This is a genomic window from Ekhidna sp. (assembly GCF_965227465.1).
In the GTDB taxonomy this organism is placed as follows: Bacteria; Bacteroidota; Bacteroidia; order Cytophagales; family Cyclobacteriaceae; genus Ekhidna.
The window spans coordinates 2,157,521-2,175,813 of record NZ_OZ245746.1 but is presented as its reverse complement, the minus strand read 5'-3'; the positions used below and the strand labels follow the sequence as shown (position 1 = coordinate 2,175,813).

Annotated in this window: 18 protein-coding genes; 10 read left to right on the top strand and 8 right to left on the bottom strand. The window is 39.7% G+C overall.

The window, feature by feature from the left end; genetic code table 11:
* Positions 1-5: 5 nt before the first annotated feature.
* The gene (locus ACO05G_RS09605) at positions 6-2,276 is read right to left on the bottom strand and encodes an ATP-dependent helicase (protein ID WP_421762597.1); all 2,271 of its coding nucleotides are present in this window, start codon (positions 2,274-2,276) and stop codon (positions 6-8) included.
* Between the two features lie 377 nt (positions 2,277-2,653).
* Between ACO05G_RS09605 and ACO05G_RS09600 the strand changes: the two genes are divergently transcribed.
* Positions 2,654-3,061, top strand: coding sequence for a DUF1761 domain-containing protein (locus ACO05G_RS09600; protein ID WP_421762596.1), 408 nt, complete (start codon positions 2,654-2,656; stop codon positions 3,059-3,061).
* 44 nt (positions 3,062-3,105) lie between these two features.
* On the opposite strand, the gene ACO05G_RS09595 is transcribed toward ACO05G_RS09600, so the two are convergent.
* The 7 genes from ACO05G_RS09595 to ACO05G_RS09565 all read right to left on the bottom strand — a co-directional run bounded on the left by ACO05G_RS09595 (position 3,106) and on the right by ACO05G_RS09565 (position 9,955).
* Positions 3,106-4,161: a ligand-binding sensor domain-containing protein gene (locus tag ACO05G_RS09595; RefSeq protein ID WP_421762595.1), complete on the bottom strand. Its 1,056-nt coding sequence runs from the start codon at positions 4,159-4,161 to the stop codon at positions 3,106-3,108.
* Positions 4,162-4,220: 59 nt separating this feature from the next.
* Positions 4,221-5,186, bottom strand: a complete 966-nt coding sequence (locus ACO05G_RS09590; protein WP_421762594.1) for a TolB family protein — start codon at positions 5,184-5,186, stop codon at positions 4,221-4,223.
* Between the two features lie 2 nt (positions 5,187-5,188).
* Positions 5,189-6,079 carry a hypothetical protein gene (locus ACO05G_RS09585; RefSeq protein ID WP_421762593.1) on the bottom strand — a complete coding sequence of 297 codons (891 nt, stop codon included), beginning with the start codon at positions 6,077-6,079 and terminating at the stop codon, positions 5,189-5,191.
* Between the two features lie 27 nt (positions 6,080-6,106).
* Positions 6,107-6,505: a DUF1761 domain-containing protein gene (locus tag ACO05G_RS09580; RefSeq protein WP_421762592.1), complete on the bottom strand. Its 399-nt coding sequence runs from the start codon at positions 6,503-6,505 to the stop codon at positions 6,107-6,109.
* A gap of 62 nt (positions 6,506-6,567) precedes the next feature.
* Positions 6,568-7,380 carry an AraC family transcriptional regulator gene (locus tag ACO05G_RS09575; protein ID WP_421762591.1) on the bottom strand — a complete coding sequence of 271 codons (813 nt, stop codon included), beginning with the start codon at positions 7,378-7,380 and terminating at the stop codon, positions 6,568-6,570.
* Positions 7,377-8,729, bottom strand: coding sequence for a M24 family metallopeptidase (locus ACO05G_RS09570; protein ID WP_421762590.1), 1,353 nt, complete (start codon positions 8,727-8,729; stop codon positions 7,377-7,379). The genes ACO05G_RS09575 and ACO05G_RS09570 overlap by 4 nt, the downstream gene beginning before the upstream one ends.
* Positions 8,730-8,773: 44 nt before the next feature.
* Positions 8,774-9,955: a T9SS type A sorting domain-containing protein gene (locus ACO05G_RS09565; RefSeq protein WP_421762589.1), complete on the bottom strand. Its 1,182-nt coding sequence runs from the start codon at positions 9,953-9,955 to the stop codon at positions 8,774-8,776.
* A 149-nt stretch (positions 9,956-10,104) separates the two neighbouring features.
* Here ACO05G_RS09565 and ACO05G_RS09560 point away from each other — a divergent pair, with 149 nt between their 5' ends.
* The 9 genes from ACO05G_RS09560 (at position 10,105) to ACO05G_RS09520 (ending at position 18,291) form a co-directional block, all read left to right on the top strand.
* Entirely contained in the window at positions 10,105-11,478 is a 1,374-nt protein-coding gene (locus ACO05G_RS09560; protein ID WP_421762588.1) for a cystathionine beta-synthase, read from the top strand.
* Between the two features lie 305 nt (positions 11,479-11,783).
* The gene (gene murI, locus ACO05G_RS09555) at positions 11,784-12,608 is read left to right on the top strand and encodes a glutamate racemase (RefSeq protein ID WP_421762587.1); all 825 of its coding nucleotides are present in this window, start codon (positions 11,784-11,786) and stop codon (positions 12,606-12,608) included.
* 9 nt (positions 12,609-12,617) lie between these two features.
* Positions 12,618-13,106 (top strand): hypothetical protein, encoded by a 489-nt coding sequence (locus ACO05G_RS09550; RefSeq protein WP_421762586.1) that lies wholly within the window; start codon positions 12,618-12,620, stop codon positions 13,104-13,106.
* A gap of 48 nt (positions 13,107-13,154) precedes the next feature.
* Positions 13,155-14,129, top strand: coding sequence for an NADH-quinone oxidoreductase subunit NuoH (gene nuoH / locus ACO05G_RS09545; protein WP_421762585.1), 975 nt, complete (start codon positions 13,155-13,157; stop codon positions 14,127-14,129).
* Positions 14,130-14,780, top strand: coding sequence for a 4Fe-4S binding protein (locus tag ACO05G_RS09540; RefSeq protein WP_421762584.1), 651 nt, complete (start codon positions 14,130-14,132; stop codon positions 14,778-14,780).
* The gene (locus ACO05G_RS09535) at positions 14,777-15,271 is read left to right on the top strand and encodes an NADH-quinone oxidoreductase subunit J (RefSeq protein WP_421762583.1); all 495 of its coding nucleotides are present in this window, start codon (positions 14,777-14,779) and stop codon (positions 15,269-15,271) included. The genes ACO05G_RS09540 and ACO05G_RS09535 overlap by 4 nt, the downstream gene beginning before the upstream one ends.
* Positions 15,264-15,575: an NADH-quinone oxidoreductase subunit NuoK gene (gene nuoK, locus ACO05G_RS09530; protein ID WP_421762582.1), complete on the top strand. Its 312-nt coding sequence runs from the start codon at positions 15,264-15,266 to the stop codon at positions 15,573-15,575. Before ACO05G_RS09535 ends, nuoK begins: the two co-directional genes overlap by 8 nt.
* A complete protein-coding gene (locus ACO05G_RS09525) occupies positions 15,572-16,402 on the top strand; it encodes a sulfurtransferase (RefSeq protein ID WP_421762581.1) in 831 nt (276 codons plus the stop codon). The genes nuoK and ACO05G_RS09525 overlap by 4 nt, the downstream gene beginning before the upstream one ends.
* Entirely contained in the window at positions 16,402-18,291 is a 1,890-nt protein-coding gene (locus ACO05G_RS09520) for an NADH-quinone oxidoreductase subunit L (protein ID WP_421762580.1), read from the top strand. Before ACO05G_RS09525 ends, ACO05G_RS09520 begins: the two co-directional genes overlap by 1 nt.
* Positions 18,292-18,293 lie beyond the last annotated feature (2 nt).

Below are 18,293 nucleotides of genomic sequence, written 5' to 3'. Positions count from 1 at the left end.
ATTGATTAGTTATCCAATATCCGAAGCTTAGCAAAGCTCAAAAGTAAGGTCTTTTCACCCGCCTTCTCAAAATCAACTTTGGCTTTTTTATTAGCTCCTTGTTCATCAATATTAGTCACTACTCCAAAGCCAAATTTCGGATGTTCTACTTTCATTCCCTCGGCTAGATTTGAAGTGTCACTCGGCTCAAAATCTGCACTTGGTTTATGATTTACTTTAGCTGCAAACCGTTTAGTTGTATTCTCTTTTTTGAGATTGGAGACAAAGTTTTTGGTGACGTAGTTAATACCCGGCGAGGCTGTATCTTTTGAAGAAAACTTACGATTGACTTTAATAAACTGTGGGTCCACTTCTTCAAGAAATCTACTTGGCTCACAGTTTTTAAGTCTTCCAAAACGATATCGATTGAGCGCATACGTCATGAAAAGCTTTTTCTCTGCTCGTGTGATAGCTACATAAAAAAGACGCCTTTCCTCTTCGAGATCCGCTCTGCTGCTTAGCATCATCTGAGATGGAAAAAGTTCTTCTTCCAACCCAACGATAAACACATATGGAAACTCAAGGCCTTTGGCCATGTGAATCGTCATGAGTGTCACGGCATCATCATTTTTCTTGTTACGGTCTTCATCTGTCAGAAGCGCTACATCTTGCAGGAAGGCTCCCAAACTCTTGTCTTCCCGTTCCGGGTCGTCGGTAAATTCTTTGATGGCGTTGAGGAGTTCCTGAGTATTCTCATACCTGCTCATTCCCTCAATGGTTTTGTCTTCGTAAAGTTCCTTTAAGAGGCCAGAAGTTTTAGCAATTTGAGCTGCCGTATCGTAAGCATCTTTCTTCTCGTCCGTAAGTCTGAATGATTTGATTAGCGTAACGAAGTTTTCTACCTGTACACCTCCTTTACCACCGACATATGAGGTGGCTTTTTCCATGATTTCCCAGATGGTTTTGCCCTCTTCGTTTGAGGCCACTACCATTTTATCAATGGTGCCAGGCCCGATCCCTCTTTTTGGAAGATTAATGATTCGACGCATAGCAGTCTCATCATTTGGATTTACTACGTATCGAAAGTAGGCTAGTAAATCCTTGATCTCTTTGCGCTGATAGAAAGACAAGCCACCTACAATTCGGTACTTGATGTTATTTCTTCTCAAGCCTTCTTCAATCGCTCTTGATTGACTGTTGGTTCGGTATAGGACGGCAAAAGATTTGTCAGAGCAATGATTTTGCATTTTTGTCTCAAAGATGGCAGACGCAACCAACTTACCTTCTTCATTGTCAGAGGTTGCTTTTATGAGCTCAATCAGGTCACCGTCTTGATTATCTGTCCAGACGTTCTTTTTTAGTTGAGCAGTATTTTTACCAATTACTGCATTTGCCGCATTCACTATCGTTTTAGTTGATCGATAGTTTTGTTCAAGACGAATGGTCTTCAGATCCGGATAATCCCTTTCAAAATTTAAAATGTTTTGGATGTCAGCGCCCCGGAAAGCATAGATACTTTGCGCATCGTCACCTACCACACAGATGTTTTGCCTCACTGCCGCCAGCCTTTTTGCAATCAAGTACTGTGAAATATTGGTATCCTGAAACTCGTCAATCATGACGTAGTGAAAGCGTTGCTGATACTTGTTCAGTACATCTGGATGCTCTTGAAATAGGATATTGGTATTGAACAGAAGATCATCAAAATCCATTGCATCAGCAGCAAAACATCTTTCTGAGTAAGCTCGATAGATTCTGCCCATCTCCGGTCGCATGTTTTGCGTATCATCCTCCAGGTAAATCGGATTATTGATATACTCTTGCCATGATACCAGTCTGTTTTTGGCACCAGAAATACGATTATAAATGATGTTGGCTTTGTAGACTTTATCGTCCAGATTGAATTCTTTGACGATGAGTTTTATGAGGGTCTTGGAGTCATCGGTATCGTAAATGGTAAAATTGCTGGGATAGCCTATTTTGTTGGCTTCAGCTCTTAAAATTCGGGCAAATACAGAGTGAAAAGTGCCCATCCATAGATTCTTGGCATCACTGCCGACCATCTGCTCGATTCTTTTTTGCATTTCACGAGCTGCCTTGTTAGTAAAGGTCAGGGCCAAAATGTTGAATGGATCGACTTTGTGCGCGCGAATTAGGTGGGCAATTCGAAAGGTGAGCACTCTTGTCTTACCCGAACCAGCACCGGCAATGATCATGCTCGGTCCTTCTACATTTATAACACCTTCTCTCTGTGGGGGATTAAGTTGATCGAGATAATCTGCCTGCGCTTCTGCCATTCGGCAAATCTATCTGTTTTGGTTAAAAATATTTTGAGATAAAAAGGTTTCAACCAACAAAATGAAAAATCTTGTTGAGTACAATAAAGCCCAGGAATGCAAGGAAAATGGTAACCTCAATGATTAAAATGATATTGCTAGCTCTAAAAAATGGCTTTTTCACAACAGGGACGGTAGAACGCGGATTTAATTTTTAAAGAATAAAAATAGCAACATTAATTAAATGCTATCGCAATGTTAAAAATAGGTGTATCAAATAAGAAAGAAAATTTTGATTCTTATTCCATAGAAAGCCTTATTCATAAAATTTGAAGACTGATTAAATGCTTGAAATTCAGTATCTTGATCAGACATAACCAACTTAACTATTCTTAATTATGGATTTTTCTTCAATCAATTGGCTGGCAGTTGTGATAGCAGCTGTTTCAGCATTCGTAGTGGGTGGACTTTGGTACGGTCCTATTTTTGGAAAAGCCTGGATGGCTGAAATGGGGTACTCAGAGGATGATTTGAAAGACGCAAACATGGTCAAAATCTATGGCACTGCGTTTGTCCTTGAGTTTATCATTGCCCTACAACTGGCGCTTTTCCTCAATCATGGAGATACGTCACCATCGATTGGACAGGGAGCTGCCTACGGTTTTCACATTGGCTTCTTTTTTATCGCATTGTCAATGGGAGTAAATGCGTTGTTCTCCAGAACTTCACTTAAACTTTGGTTTATTAATGGGTTTTATTTTGTAGTACTCTTAACCTTGATGGGAGTGATTTTAACTGCCATGTAGGAAGTAATAATTATACAGATATAAGATTTACCATTTTCTTTGACTTAGTCGGAGAAACTGGTAAATGTCTTACCGTCGAATCGGAATAGACCGGTACTTCTTGTACCTATCCAAAAGTCCCCATCGATATCTTCAAGGATAGACCAGACAGCTTGATTGTTCAGCCCATCTCTTGTTGTGAAGTTGGTGAAGTATTGGCCATCATATCGACAGATACCCCCATTTCCACCGAACCAAATATTCCCGTTTTTATCTTCTATGATTCTTGTAATGGTGTCAAAACATAATCCATCAAACTCTACAAAGCTTTTGAATGTCTTTCCGTTATACCGATACACACCTCCCCAATTGCTGAACCAGATGTTTCCGTTTTTATCCTGTAAGAGCGGCCAAGCCCATCGATGACCCATTAGCTCTTTTAATGGAAAATTGACAATCGAATTACCATCATAGCGATATACACCATCATTAACCCTTCCCCCAAACCAAATATTCCCTTCATTATCTTCTAATATATACTCCACATTATTTGTATCACTCATAAAGCCTTTTCCGCTTTCGTTGATTGGAAAATGAGTGAAGGATTTTCCATCATAGGTATAGACACCATCAACTGTAGCTAGCCACAGTTTTCCAGTACTATCCTGCATGATATTGAAAATATCAGGACTATTTGATGGCCTACTGGTTTCTGAATCAATTTCAATTTTATAAAATGATGTACCATCATAGATACTAAGACCGGCCTTGGTTCCGACCCAAATTTTACCATCACTGTCTTCCAACATACAGTATACTCCATTGCTGGCAAGTCCATTCCTTGTTGTGAACTGGGTGAATTTTTTTCCGTCAAATTTATAAACACCCTCTCCGGTGGAGCCAAACCAAAGGTTACCTCCTTTGTCTTGCAAGCTTGAATTAATGTTGTCACTAGCTTGAGAGCCAAGCGTTTGTTTTAGTTTAGGCAGATTATTAGCGGGTGTTACTTTGCTTTTTTCCTCAGCTTTTTTTGACTGGCTTTTCTTTGCTTGTCGTTCACAAGAGCTTATGCAAATGATTAATGGTACTAGTAAGGCACAGATGAATAGCCGCTTAATCATTGTCTCTTATGATAAATGCTGAAAATTTTGCGTGGAACTTAACCCAACGAAATTTTTGGTCATTTGGGTGTATGTATTTCCACAAAAACAGGCGCTTGTTCAAATAAGGTATCAGTAGTAACCTGTGTGATCTCACCAGTTTCATAATCCATTGTGAAGATGTCAAAATTCATCTTACCATCCTTGCCACCAGAGTTAGCATCAAACGCAATCATGTTTCCATCAGGAGACCAGGAATGCCAGCCAACCAGGATAGAATCCGGTGTTAGCTTCTTTAGGCCAGTACCATCGGGATTGATTTGGAAAAGATATGATCCGCCTTGTTGTTTTGAGTGATAAGTAATAATGTTTCGATTAGGTTCCCAGAAGGGCGGGCCAGCATGGTAACTGTACCAATCTGCTGTGGTGTCTCCTTTTGGATAATAGGTTAGTTGTCTTAAGTTGCTACCATCTACGCCAACAATATACAGTTCATCCTGATAGCCTATGTTAGGGCGAAAACGTTTCTCTGATCCTCTGAATACAATCTCTGATCCATCAGGCGAAAAGGATGGATCGCTGTAGTAGGAGAGGCTGGTATAGACTTTTTTTACAAGTTCACCGGATCTATTGATGATATAGAAGGCGCTATCGCCTTGTACTCTGGGATTTACAATGATCTCTTCTCCACTTTTTCTGGTACTCATCCAGCTATCTTTTAGTTGCGGCCCGCCAATCTTTGAGTGTTCTATACCATAAGCATCTGTTGAGTAGAGGAAGTAACACCTGGCGCAAGTGTCTTTGTCAGAGATATAGAGTACGTCTGAACCATTCGCAGAATACGTCCATTCAACGCCTGAAAGGTTGGTAATATTCCTTGCTTCAGAGCCATCAGAGTTCATGCTGAACACCTCATAGTTATCTCCTTCCTGATCAGTCCATACATTATAGGCAATGCGATAATTATTGGTTTCAGCTTCTTCATTAGTCGGTTGTTGACATCCAAATAAGATAAGGAGGACAATACATAAATTGATCTTTTTCATTTTTAGTCGATGTTTAATATCCATTCTGCGATCTCTTCACGTTTTGGAGATTTGGTGATTTTTCGTTCTTCAGAACCATCAGGCTTTATAATATGGATATCGGTTTGTTCATTTTGGGTTGAAGTAAACGCGATCCATTCTCCATCCGGAGACCACCTCGGCCAGCGATTGTCATTCTCATTCGTTATTTGTCTGGTCCCTGTGCCGTCACTATTGATAATGAATATATGACAACCACCCTCAACGCAACCATGAAATACAACCTGACTTCCATCAGGCGACCAATCGGGTAACGCGTCAAATCCTTTCTTATCAGTCAACCTTGTTTCAACTTTTTTTACCAGGTCATAAATAAACAACTCTCCATTTCCGGTTATATCTGTAGAATCTGGGGAGGTAATTTGCCTGCTAAAAACGATTCGTTTACCATCAGGTGAGAATTTTGCCGAGAGTTCCCAAAAATCATTGGAAGTAATTCGTGTCTCTTTTCCATTGGCATTTATATAATAAACCTCAGGTTTTTCACTGTCCTTATTAGAAACGTACACAACACTTCCATCTTCTGTAATGTCCATACCGCCTTCTTTGTATTCCGTTGCAATGAAATCAGAGATATCACCGGATTTGACATCATATTTTTTCAGATCCGGAGTGGTTCCTTTAAAATCCCGAAAGTAGATAAACTGGCCGTCCTTGGAAGGAGCCAAACCGTAAACATAGTATGAAGTATCACCAAACAATTTCGTTGGTTCATTGATTAGATCAGTTTTGTAAACCTCCATTTCCTGAATATTAGCATCCGTGACGTATACAAGCGAGTAAGATTTTGATTGCTCGCTACATCCATTGATACCAATGCAAATAGGGATTAATAAGATCCTCAGATATTTCATGTTCTTATGATGATTGGTTAATAGGAATTATCTCCAGATTCCTAATATAAACCCAATCAAAGTGAAATACACAACAATGTAACCTCCATTGATCAGCATGTAGCGAATAGATTTTTGCTCATACATGGCAATGATGACAAAGATCATTGCTGCCCAACCGAATCCTGTAAGAAATCCTGCTGTTGTTCCCCAGACCCAATCTGTGTTTGAATCTCCCAGAAAGAAGGCCATGTTGTAACAAATGATGACGGACAATATGGTGGAAATACCGTAGATTTTTCCAATATTGATGTCTTTAAAATCATCATCTGTTTTGTTGTTTTCACTTTTCCAGGCATTGTAAAACAAAGCCGGTGAATACCAGATTGCACCTACTATAAGATTAGCGATAGCTGCTACAAACACAGCCCAGTGGTTGATGTTCATGTCTTCCATACGTTTTTTAGGATAAAAGTAGGTGGTGCAGGAGACTCTGTATTGGAAAAAATTTACCTAAGAGGAATATAGTTGAGGTCAGGCCCCTTTTCGGAGAGATATTGTTGTGGATTATACCCGGAGAAGGTTTTAAACTCATTGATGAAATGCGCCTGATCGTAGTATCCGCAATCAAGAGCGAGTTGAGTCCAGTTGATGGTTTTGATTGATTCGAGATCTTTCACCACCTTCTGAAATCGCATGATTTTTTGAAAGCCCTTCGGAGTGAGGCCTAGGTATTTCTTAAATAGCCCAATGAAATGTTTTTGGCTATATCCACTGTTTTCAGATATCCATTTCAGTGTTCCAGCTTGGGGGTTAGAGGCAATGAGATTAGAAGCACGTATGATAGCCTCCGGTGGGCTTTGGTCCAGTAAGTGCCGTTTCAAAAAATGCTCGGTTATGGAAAATTTAGTTTGAACTTCTTCAGTGTTGAGCAATTGCTCTCTTAGAGAATGGATTTGAAAAAAGACATCTGCGTCTATGACCTGACTTTTTGTTTGCTCCGAAGGATGATGAATAAACTGAAAGGCGCCCGTAAAAGTAAAGTTGATCACCAGCATGCTGGAGTTGATCCCTCCGGCATCTATGGTAAGTAGTTCACTTCTAGCTCCCGAGAACCAATAACGTTTACAAACCTGCTTAGCAGTCAGGTCAATATTATCGAAGATGCGCTTCGGTGTTTCTGTGAGATCAATAATCAGTGTCTGGCATCCATCTGGAAGCAAACGTTCCTTTTCATAATCCGGACTGTAGGCATCAAAATAAGCAATTGATTGAATATGTAGGGCTAATTGTCCTTCTGGTATGTGACGGTGAAAATTCATTCGTTTGGATACAAGGCTCTAGGAATGGTCATGATTTCTGTAGCTCTTCCATCAATATATCTCACATTTTCACCGTCAAAGAATGCGTCTTCTTCCAGCATAATTCGAATTTCTTTTCCCCATTCTTCCAAATATACTCCGGCATTCAATTCTATGGAATGAGCCGTATTCGGATAAAGTGGATAATCACCTTTTCCTGGAACGCCACCTTGTTGATCCCATAACCCGATAGTAGGCCCGGCCGCATGTCCATGAAATCCGATGGGGTGGGTGTAAATGACGCCTTTTAAGCCTTCAGCTTCACACTGATTGAGCGTGGCTTTTAGTATCTCATTGCCACTTCTGCCAGTTTTGAAATTAGCTGTTAAAATATCCTGCACTCGATTTCCTTTTTTGAAAGCAGCCTTTAAGAAGTCGGGAACTTCTTTTTCACCAGGTTTTAGTACGTATGCATGTTGTTGAGTATCTGTATTCAATCTCAGATACGTAATGCCGAAATCAACATGGAGTAAATCACCGGGATAGATCACTTGCTGTTCCGGTCGTTCTGAGAATGATTGGAGATGATCAAAAGATTCGGGATCCGCTCGCTGAATAGAAACAGATGGATGAAACCATGCAGTGAACCCCAGCTCACGAATGCGGTCCCGATACCACCAGACCACATCGTCAGTAGTTGTGACTCCAGGTTGGATCACTTTTTCTGAAAAGCCTTCTGCAATGATTTGATGCGCCATTCGAACAATGTTTTGATAAACCATCATCTCACTTTCCGTTCGAGTTTCCAGCCAACCAATGGCAATGTTTTCTGCACCAACTATACGATCCTGATACTTCTTTGGAAGCACATCCATCAACATATCATGATGAGTTGACGAGATGCCATCAGCCAGCGCAAACGTCTCAGACTTGTTGATGCCAATCTTTTTTGGATCTTTATTGATGATCATATCGGCAAGGGCTTTCCATTGATCGGGTTGTTCTTCTTTGTTCCAAGCCGTTTTGAAAAGGTCTCCGGTATTGTATCTGGATATTCCGAATGTTTCAAGAGCCTGACTTTCGCCCGGGTCATAAGCCACTAGAATAGTTGTTCTCCTTGCCGATTGCCATGTGGCAGGAAGCAGTGTTTTGATGACTGGGTCTTCATTGTATTCCCTGGCTATAATAATCCACATATCTATTTCGGATCGCCTCATCACTTCAGGAAGTACGGTTTGCACCCGTTCTTCCAACCATTGATCGATTACTTCAGCCCGCTCTTTCATCGAGAGTGTCTTTGGGAAGTAAGGATTCTGTGCGGTTAATCCAAATGAAAATAAAAGAAAGAACAGAATGTATATATGCCTCATACTTTAGTGTTTAGACACTAAAGATAATGATTCAGACAAACCAGTTATTCAATAATTATTCGGGAAGACATATTTTGATTTTCGGCGGTAGTAATCTTTATTAGGTAAAAACCCTTTTGTATACCGCTAACATCTATGGAATAGCTCAACGCATTCGTTCTTTCGACACGACCTTGAAGGTCATAAGCTTCTCCTCCTGATAAACTGACTAAAGCAATTTCCCGAATGACAATAGGCTGATTGGAACTGTAATTAAGAATTGCATTTTTAACTACGGTAGGAAAAACTTTGATTTGAATGGCATTTTCCTTAATTCCTGTAGCTACGCGCTTCACTTCCAGGTATTCGAATTGACCATCAAAATCAACTTGTTTTAATCGATAATAGTGAACAGGGGCAGTTGGCGAGCGATCAGTAAAAGTATAACTAATGGTCTCATTAGAATCCCCATTTCCACCAATTTTTCCAATTTCGTAAAAGGTTATTCCATCTTCTGATCGTTGAATGACGAAATGATCATTATTGATTTCGCTGGCTGTTGCCCACATCAATTCAATATTGTCATTGGCGTTAACATTAAAATAAATAAGCTCAACGGGAAGCGGGGTAGATCCTTCATCATCAACGAATACCTCTATTTCTGTAAACCCATCATCAGACAGATCATCAATCGTTTGCTGTTGATCTCCACCCGTTCCAGTATCTCCCGGGATGAATGAATCAGCGCTTCCTGAATATGAACCTGCATAAACCGCTCCGCCACCACTATAGGAACCTTGAGATCCTGATTTATTAAAATTTCCTGAAACGACAAGCGTTCCAGATGTTGCTATGTCAATTTTATTAGAAAATGAAGCATCTCCAAGTACGATCACAACAGAGTTTGAACCAATGTTTAAGTCCATTGACTTGTTTGCAAAGACCCAATCTCCATAAACAATCAATGTATCATTATCCTCTATTGTTAAAGAACCAGTACTATTAGAGTTAGCAAAATTCATATCTATTCGATCATCACTCGCACCAACAATGACATAATGATCGATTGAAATGGTTTGATTATTTAAGTCTAAATCGTCATCACCAGCATTTACAGTTAGCGTTCCTGGGTAGGAGCCCCCAATCCAGGTACCATTGGTAGTCCATTGACCATTTTGCGTAGTTGTCTGACCTAAAAGAGTTAGATGCAGAAGAGAAATGAAAGAAACGATTAAAAATCGCGACATAATAATTAATTGTTATTGCAAATATACGGATGCGTTGATCTATATGGATTTTTTACTAGCCATAAGGATGCAAATCCTCGATATATGGTAATTATTAGTTGTTGAAGTGCTTTTTTCTACCTTTGCGCTATCATATCTAAAACTTGTAAATGAAGTATCTAAATAATTTAACGGAGGGAATAGGAAATACCCCACTCCTCAAATTGAATAGTGTTAATAAGGGCATAAAAGGGACGATTTTAGTCAAAGTAGAGTATTTCAACCCTGGCAACTCCATTAAGGATCGAATTGCCCTAAAAATGATTGAAGATGCGGAAGAAAAAGGTATTCTGAAGCCAGGTGGTACCATCATTGAAGGCACGTCTGGAAATACCGGCATGGGATTGGCTCTAGTGGCAATCTCAAAAGGCTATAAATGCATTTTTACACTTGCAGATAAGCAGAGTAAAGAAAAGATGGATGTGCTCCGAGCGATGGGTGCAGAAGTGGTTGTTTGTCCCACTAACGTAGCACCAGATGATCCAAAGTCTTACTATTCTGTAGCTAAACAATTAGAAAAAGATATTCCTAATTCTTTTTACCCAAATCAATATGATCACCCGGCAAATGCGCAATCACACTATGAAACCACCGGGCCGGAGATTTGGAAGGATACGGATGGAAAAATTACCCATTATGCTGCAGGGATGGGCACTGGAGGAACGATCAGTGGAACTTCCAAGTACTTAAAAGAACAAAATCCTGATGTAGTTACAATTGGCTTGGATTCATACGGTTCTGTTTTTAAAAAATATAAAGAAACAGGTGAATTTGATGAAAAGGAAATCTACCCGTATTTGACAGAGGGTATTGGTGAAGATATTCTCCCTAAGAATGTTGATTTCGATATGGTTGACCACATTGTGAAGGTGACGGATAAAGATGCTGCAATCATGACGCGTAGATTAGCAAGAGAAGAGGGGCTATTTATTGGATGGTCATGTGGTTCAGCGGTACATGGAGCCTTAGAGTATGCCAAAGAAAATCTGAGCGAGGAGGATGTCATGGTGATCATTCTTCCCGATCATGGGACGAGGTACCTTGGCAAAGTATACAACGACGATTGGATGAAGGATCATGGATTCCTGGAAGATAGAAAGTTTGCTACGGCAAAAGACATCATAATGAGCAAAAACGGATCATCTGATTTAGTTACAATAGATCAAGCCATGAAGGTAGGGGATGCCATTAGGTTGATGAATAAGAAAGGTATTGACCAAGCCCCGGTTGTAAATGGGAATGAATTTGTTGGAAGTGTATCGGATAGCTTGTTGCTCAAAAGCCTGGTTGAGAATCCAAAATTGAAGGAACAATCTGTGTCTGAAATAATGGAAGCTCCGTTTCAGTTTATCTCTTCTTTAGAGCCAATTGATGTGATGTCTTCCATGTTAAGAAAAGAAAAGAAAGCGTTGATGATTAGAGACGAATCAAACAACGTGCATATCATTACGCAGAGCGACCTTTTGGTTGCGATGACGAATTGATTAAATTTGGAATAGCACAATTAAATTTTAACTCTTTACTTGCAGCCCTGACGTTTACGTCGGGGTTTTTTATGGTTTTCAGTTTCACGACTAAATTTAAAAATGAGGCGGTATTCCCTTGAGAGGTTGACTGGTAAGGAAACCGAGTCATGGGAATACCATCGATTTGGAAATCAGATTCTCAAGTCTCGTTCGTCCCTCTCTCGCAAGCCTGCCTGCGGTAGGCAGGGGAATAGGGTTTGAGAACGTTAAAGTGATCTGTTCTTAACATATTTGTTTAAAAATTTCAACTGGTATTTTAATACATGAAATCAAACCAACCCATCGGGATTTTTGATAGTGGTATTGGAGGTCTTACAGTGGCCAAGGCTGTAAAAAAATCACTTCCCAATGAATCTATAATCTATTTTGGAGATACTGCACATCTTCCTTACGGAGATAAATCAACTGCCGCAATTCAGGCTTATTCCGTACGAATCGCTGAAATGCTTTTGCAACAAAAATGTAAAGTCATTCTAATTGCTTGTAATTCTGCCTCCTCTGCTGCATTTGATTTAGTAACTGAATATGTAGGTAAAAAAGCAAAGGTTTTTGACGTAATTAATCCAACTATTGATTTTATCAGAGAACATCATAGTGATGATAAGATTGGACTAATAGGGACAAAGCAGACAGTTTCAGCAGGTGTGTATGAAAAAAAGATCAAGGAGTTAAAATCAAATATTGAATTTACATCTTTGGCGACTCCTCTTTTAGTGCCAATGATTGAAGAAGGTATTTATGATGATTCGATCAGCAATAGTATCATTGAGCGGTACCTAAATGATCCGGCTTTACAAGGCATTAAGTCATTGATTCTTGGGTGTACACATTACCCAATCATTAAGGATAGCATCAGTGCACATTATCTAAAAAATAATAAAGTTGTTGAGGTGATTGATTCTGCACAAATGGTAGCAAAGGCATTAAAAGCCTTCCTCGAATACAATCAATTGAATGCAGTAGGAAAAACGTTTAAAGACAAATTTCTGGTTTCTGATTTCACCGCCTCTTTCGAACACACAACAAAGACATTTTTCGGTAAAGAAGTACACCTTGAAAAGATTCCCATTTGGGATGAATTAAATTAGATTTACAACATGAAGAATATCTTGATTTTCACATCACTTATTTTATTGACAGCTTGTGCCGTGAATAAAAATACCAAGTCTACAAATCCATATACTGGTGACACTGTCGGTTGTGGAAATTTCATTGTTTACAAGCTAAATGAAGATAATTCTGAATTTGTTTCTATTGTCATCGATGCAGGATCTGTCGAACTTGAATCCACTCAGTCTTATGGAATTGGAAAAGCTGATATCGTTAAGGTTGCGCGTAAAAAATATGCCGGTTCGATTGCTGCTTCTTTATGCAATGATGTAATGATGGATAAGCCGGATGAGTTGCTAGATGAAGTAGCCACTAGTGGAACGGTCGAATTGCTAGTTGACGAATTAGAAATAGAGAAAGCGAAGAAAAATGAGGCATATAAGGTGACTGTGATTCTTCGTAAAGTTGCTTTTGGCGACACTACGATCGATTATGTCAGACTCGAGGACGTAATGGTAGGTTGGCTCCCCGGATAATTCTGCTTTTAATATTTTGTTAACCAAGGTTGCGAAGTAAATTCGAGTGTGATTTCATTCGTTTTCTACCTTACATTCCTTCTGATATTTGTAGTTGTGGCTGTTTACGCCGAGCGGAAGACTGCTGCATTCATACAAAACCGACTAGGTCCGATGGAGGTAGGACCCAAGGGGATTTTGCAAACGATTGCAGATTTGTTGAAAATGCTTCAAAAAGAAGATATAAGGGCTACTGCAGTTGATAAAGTTCCGTACCTGATAGCACCCATTATTGTATTTGCTGCCATTTTCACTGGCTATTCAGTACTACCTATCAATTCATCAATGAATGATGTAGGTATTTCGAGTGGGGTGTTTTTTCTTTTAGCCATAATCTCATTGGATGTCTTGGGCATTCTTATGGCAGGCTGGGCCTCCAACAACAAGTACAGCTTATATGGAGCAATGAGATCCATTGCACAGATTGTTTCGTATGAGGTCCCGTTAGGTTTAAGTGTACTAAGTGTAATTGTTTGTGCTGGCACACTTGATCTTCATCAAATGAGTGTACTTCAGGGTGGTGGGATTCTATCCTGGCATATCATCAAGTACCCTGTACTTATCATACCATTCGTTATATACTTCATCGCCGGCTTGGCAGAGTCCAATCGAACACCCTTCGATTTACCTGAATCAGAATCCGAGCTTATTGGCGGGTATCACACAGAATACTCTGGTTTCCGATGGGGCATTTTCATGCTTTCAGAATATGGTATGATGCTGTTAATATCCATCTTGGGAACTGTTTTATTTTTTGGGGGATGGAACTCGCCCGTAAACGGCTTGGCTGACGGACCTATTTGGGGTGCGATTTGGTTATTGTCCAAAGCACTAATTCTGATTTTTATTCAGATGTGGGTCAGGTGGACTTTACCACGACTTAGAGTAGACCAATTAATGAACTTGTCCTGGAAGTACCTAACACCTATCTCAATAGTGATGTTATTTGTTTGTTCACTCTGGAAACTTTGGTTAATTAGTTAAGTGAGTTATTTCAAAAACATATCACAGGGAATTAAAACCACATGGAAAGGAATGAGCCTTTCCATCAGGTATTTTATTCAAGCCAGAAAGAGTAGAAAAAAAGAAGCAGTTACAGATGCTAACTATTTTTCTGATGCTAACAGAACATTTACAGTTCAGTACCCGCATGAGGAAATTCCAATCCCAGATCATGGAAGATATCAGCTTCATAATGAAATTGATGATTGTATAGTTTGTGATAAGTGCGCCAAAGTCTGTCCTGTAGATTGCATTGAGATTGAGCCAATTAGATCGCCCGAAGTTTTTGGACAAACATCAGACGGAACACCGCTAAGGATTCATGCGGCAAAGTTTGATATAGATATGTCTAAATGCTGTTTTTGTGGCCTATGCACAGTTGTTTGTCCAACTGAGTGTCTGACAATGACCAAAGAATTTGATTTCAGCACGACAGATATACTGGATCACAACTTTTCTTTTAGCAAAATGACCGATAAAGAAATAACTGAAAAAAGTAAAGAATTTGAGGATTATCAGGCGGCAAAATTAAAGGCGAAACCTGAATTGCCTACGATTAAGAAAGAGGTTGATGTAATGAAGAAACCTGCTGCGAAACCTGTTTTTAAACCGCGAATACCAAAGAAGAAATGATTGAAGTAATATTCGTATTTCTTATTTTGATGATACTGGGGGGTGTTGCTATCATCCTCATCACGAAAAATATTGTTCATGCAGCTTATTCGCTATGTTTGACTCTTGTAGGAGTCGCAGGTCTATATGTGCTCCTCATGTCCGAGTTGTTGGCCGTGGTACAAATAATGCTTTATGCAGGTGGTGTCATTATACTCCTGGCGTTTGGGGTCATGATGACGAATAGATTGAGAGGCGAAAAAGTTCTTTCTGAATCTAAGAATCAGATTTTAGGTGGCATGATTGCCCTCGGGACGTTATCGGGATTGATATATTTAATCTCGTCAACCTCTTTTGACAAGTCTACTCAGTTGGTAAAAAGTGATCAGGTGAGACAGCTTGGAATTTCTTTTTTAACGGATCACATCGTTGCTTTTGAATTGATTGCATTCATATTATTGGTAGCATTAGTTGGTGCAGCATACTTAGCTAAAATGTCAGCAAATGAGTGAGTCAATAATTCCATATTCTTTATACCTCGCTGCTGTGCTTTTTAGTTCTGGCATCTATGTAGTGATCACCAAACGGAATTCCATATTTGTATTGATTGGAGTTGAATTAATGCTGAATGCGGCTAATATCATTTTGGCCACCTTCTCCCATAATGATCCCAACCTGAATGGACAGATATTTGCGATTTTTGCAGTTGCACTAACAGTTTGCGAGGTGTCTATAGCATTGGCTATTCTTCTGAATATCTATCGCAAATCCCGTATTTCTAATCTGGACGAACTTAACCAAATTGGAAATTCATGAATGGATTGATAACAACAGATTGGTTGCAAAAACACTTAGCAGATAATGATCTGATTATTCTGGATGTAAGTCAATCCACGAGTGTAAATAACCAGAATGATGTCCACTCGGCTATTTATATCCCCGGGGCTATCAGCCTATCATTAAAGGATTGGTCTGACTCCAAAAGCCAACTTCCAAATACGTTCCCATCACCCGAACACTTTGCTGCCAAATGCCAGGAGATTGGGATAAAAAACGATAGTAAAATTGTTGTTTATGATGATCAGGGCTTGTATTTCAGCCCCAGAATCTGGTGGATGTTTAATGCAATGGGACATAATAAAGTAGCAGTTTTGGATGGGGGCTTACCCAAATGGATAAATGAAGCAAGAGAAACAGCCTCTGAGACAAGAAAGACCTCACTTAAAAGGAATTTTGAACCCAAATTGACAAAGGGTTTGATAAAGTCATATGATCAGATTTATCAGAATATTGACTCAGATGAATTTGTTGTTGTAGACGCCAGATCAAAAGGCCGATTTGATGGGACTGCTCCAGAGCCAAGAGAAGGATTAAGTTCAGGTCATATTCCTAAATCCGTAAATCTTCCTTATACAGAAGTATTGAATGGTACATCTCTCAAAAATCAGGATGAACTTCAGAATATTTTTAATCTTAAAGGGCTCTCGGATAGGAAAATGGTTTTTTCCTGCGGATCTGGTCTGACTGCATGTATTGTTGCCTTAGCCCGGCACCAGTTAACGAACCAATTGAGTCCAATTTACGACGGTTCGTGGACGGAGTGGGCACAGATTGTTTCATCACCAATAGCAACAGCTGATTGATGGGTGCGGAGATGATGATATTGTTCATATTTGCTCTGCCAATCATCGGCGGGTTAATCACCTATTGGACAAAGCAGCCTGCTTTTTCAATCGTATCTATTGTCATTTCATTACTTCTTTCACTTGGAGCTATTATAATCAAGGGTTACACATCGATTTCATTTGAATGGTTACCAGAATATTTCATTGGCGTTCATTATGATAAAGTGGCTGCTATCCTGATCGTTTTGGTACTTTTAATCTCACTATTGGTGCATTTCTTTTCACTCGAATATGTAAAAGAAGATTCGGGAAAAAATCGATATTTCGCAAAGCTGGGATTGTTCACATCTTCAATGATTGGGCTATTAGTTGCTGATCACCTGATCCTTCTTTTTGTTTTTTGGGAGCTGGTTGGATTGTCTTCTTACTTACTTATCGGATTTTGGTATAAAAAGGAAGGAGTTCCAAATTCAGCACGCTTGGCCTTCATGGTTAATCGGGTTGCAGATGTGGCCTTACTGGCTGGCATTTTGATACTCAACCAATCCGGATCATTAAACATATCAGAAATGGAAGGATCTATCTTATTCCTTCCTTCTCTATTGATCGCTATAGGAGCATTTGGTAAATCTGCACAGTTCCCTTTTTCAGGATGGCTGACAAAAGCCATGGTTGGACCAACACCTGTTTCAGCTTTAATCCACGCTGCAACCATGGTTGCAGCCGGCGTATATCTACTTTTCAGGGTAGCACCTTTTTTAGATCGGGAAGTACTAACTTTCGTAGCTTTAGTTGGGACGTTTACTGCGTTTTATGGTGGCATTAGCGCACTATTCCAGAATGATATCAAAAAAGTACTGGCTTATTCAACCATATCTCAATTGGGTTATATGGTGATAGGGATGGGTGTAGGAGCAGCTGATGCAGCTCTTTTCCATCTGGTTACGCATGCTTTTTTCAAAGCAGGCCTATTTCTTGGGGCCGGGTCTGTCATTCATTACTTGCATCAATCATCGGATAAAGACGGTCAGGATATGAGGTTTATGGGTGGGCTGAAGAATAAACTCCCCTGGACTTTCAGGTCGTTTTTGATTTGTGGACTGGCCTTGGCCGGAGTTCCGTTATTTAGTGGATTTATGTCTAAAGAAGGAATTCTCATCGCCGGATGGCAATGGGCTGAGCAAATGGGCACCTGGGCCTATCTGGTTCCGGATATAGCATTGATAACCGCAATGATCACTGCTTTATATGTAGGCAGGATGCTTCTATTGGTATTTTATGGGAAGTCTCGATTTGTAACAAAAACTCCCTCATTCAAGGAAAATAGACTTGTGGTCTTACCGTTAGCCATTTTAGCAGTAGGATCTATGTGGTTTGTTTTTAATTTAAATCCGTTTGAACATCACTCATGGTTGGATGCATTTTTGAATTTTGAAATTGCCGAGACCTCTGGCTGGATAGGAAGGGTAGTGATGCTTTTATCAGTGCTTATGACTGGAGTTGGTTTGGTATTAGCGTATTCTTTTTTTAAGCCTGGATCAAATTATAACCGTAATTATCCTGTACTTGAATCACGTTTTAAGGCTGCAGAAAATGGTTTTTATATTGTTCAACTCTATCAGGTCATAGCCATTGGATTTCATTCGTTGGCGGTGCTTGCTCTTCAATTGGATCAAAAGATAGTCGACAGAGTTGTTCATTTTGCAGGCATTGGAACAGTGGTAGTTTCGAAAGTCATCGCACTAATTGATCGCTTTTTAGTAGACGGTCCAATTAATCTTTTTGGTTACCTGTCATCTTTCCTAGGTAGACGGTTTGCAGGACTAAGCGGTAGAGATTTGCAAACTCAATTATCATGGTTGTTAGTGTTTGTTATTTTGATTTTAAGTTGGATACTGTTTTTTTAGCG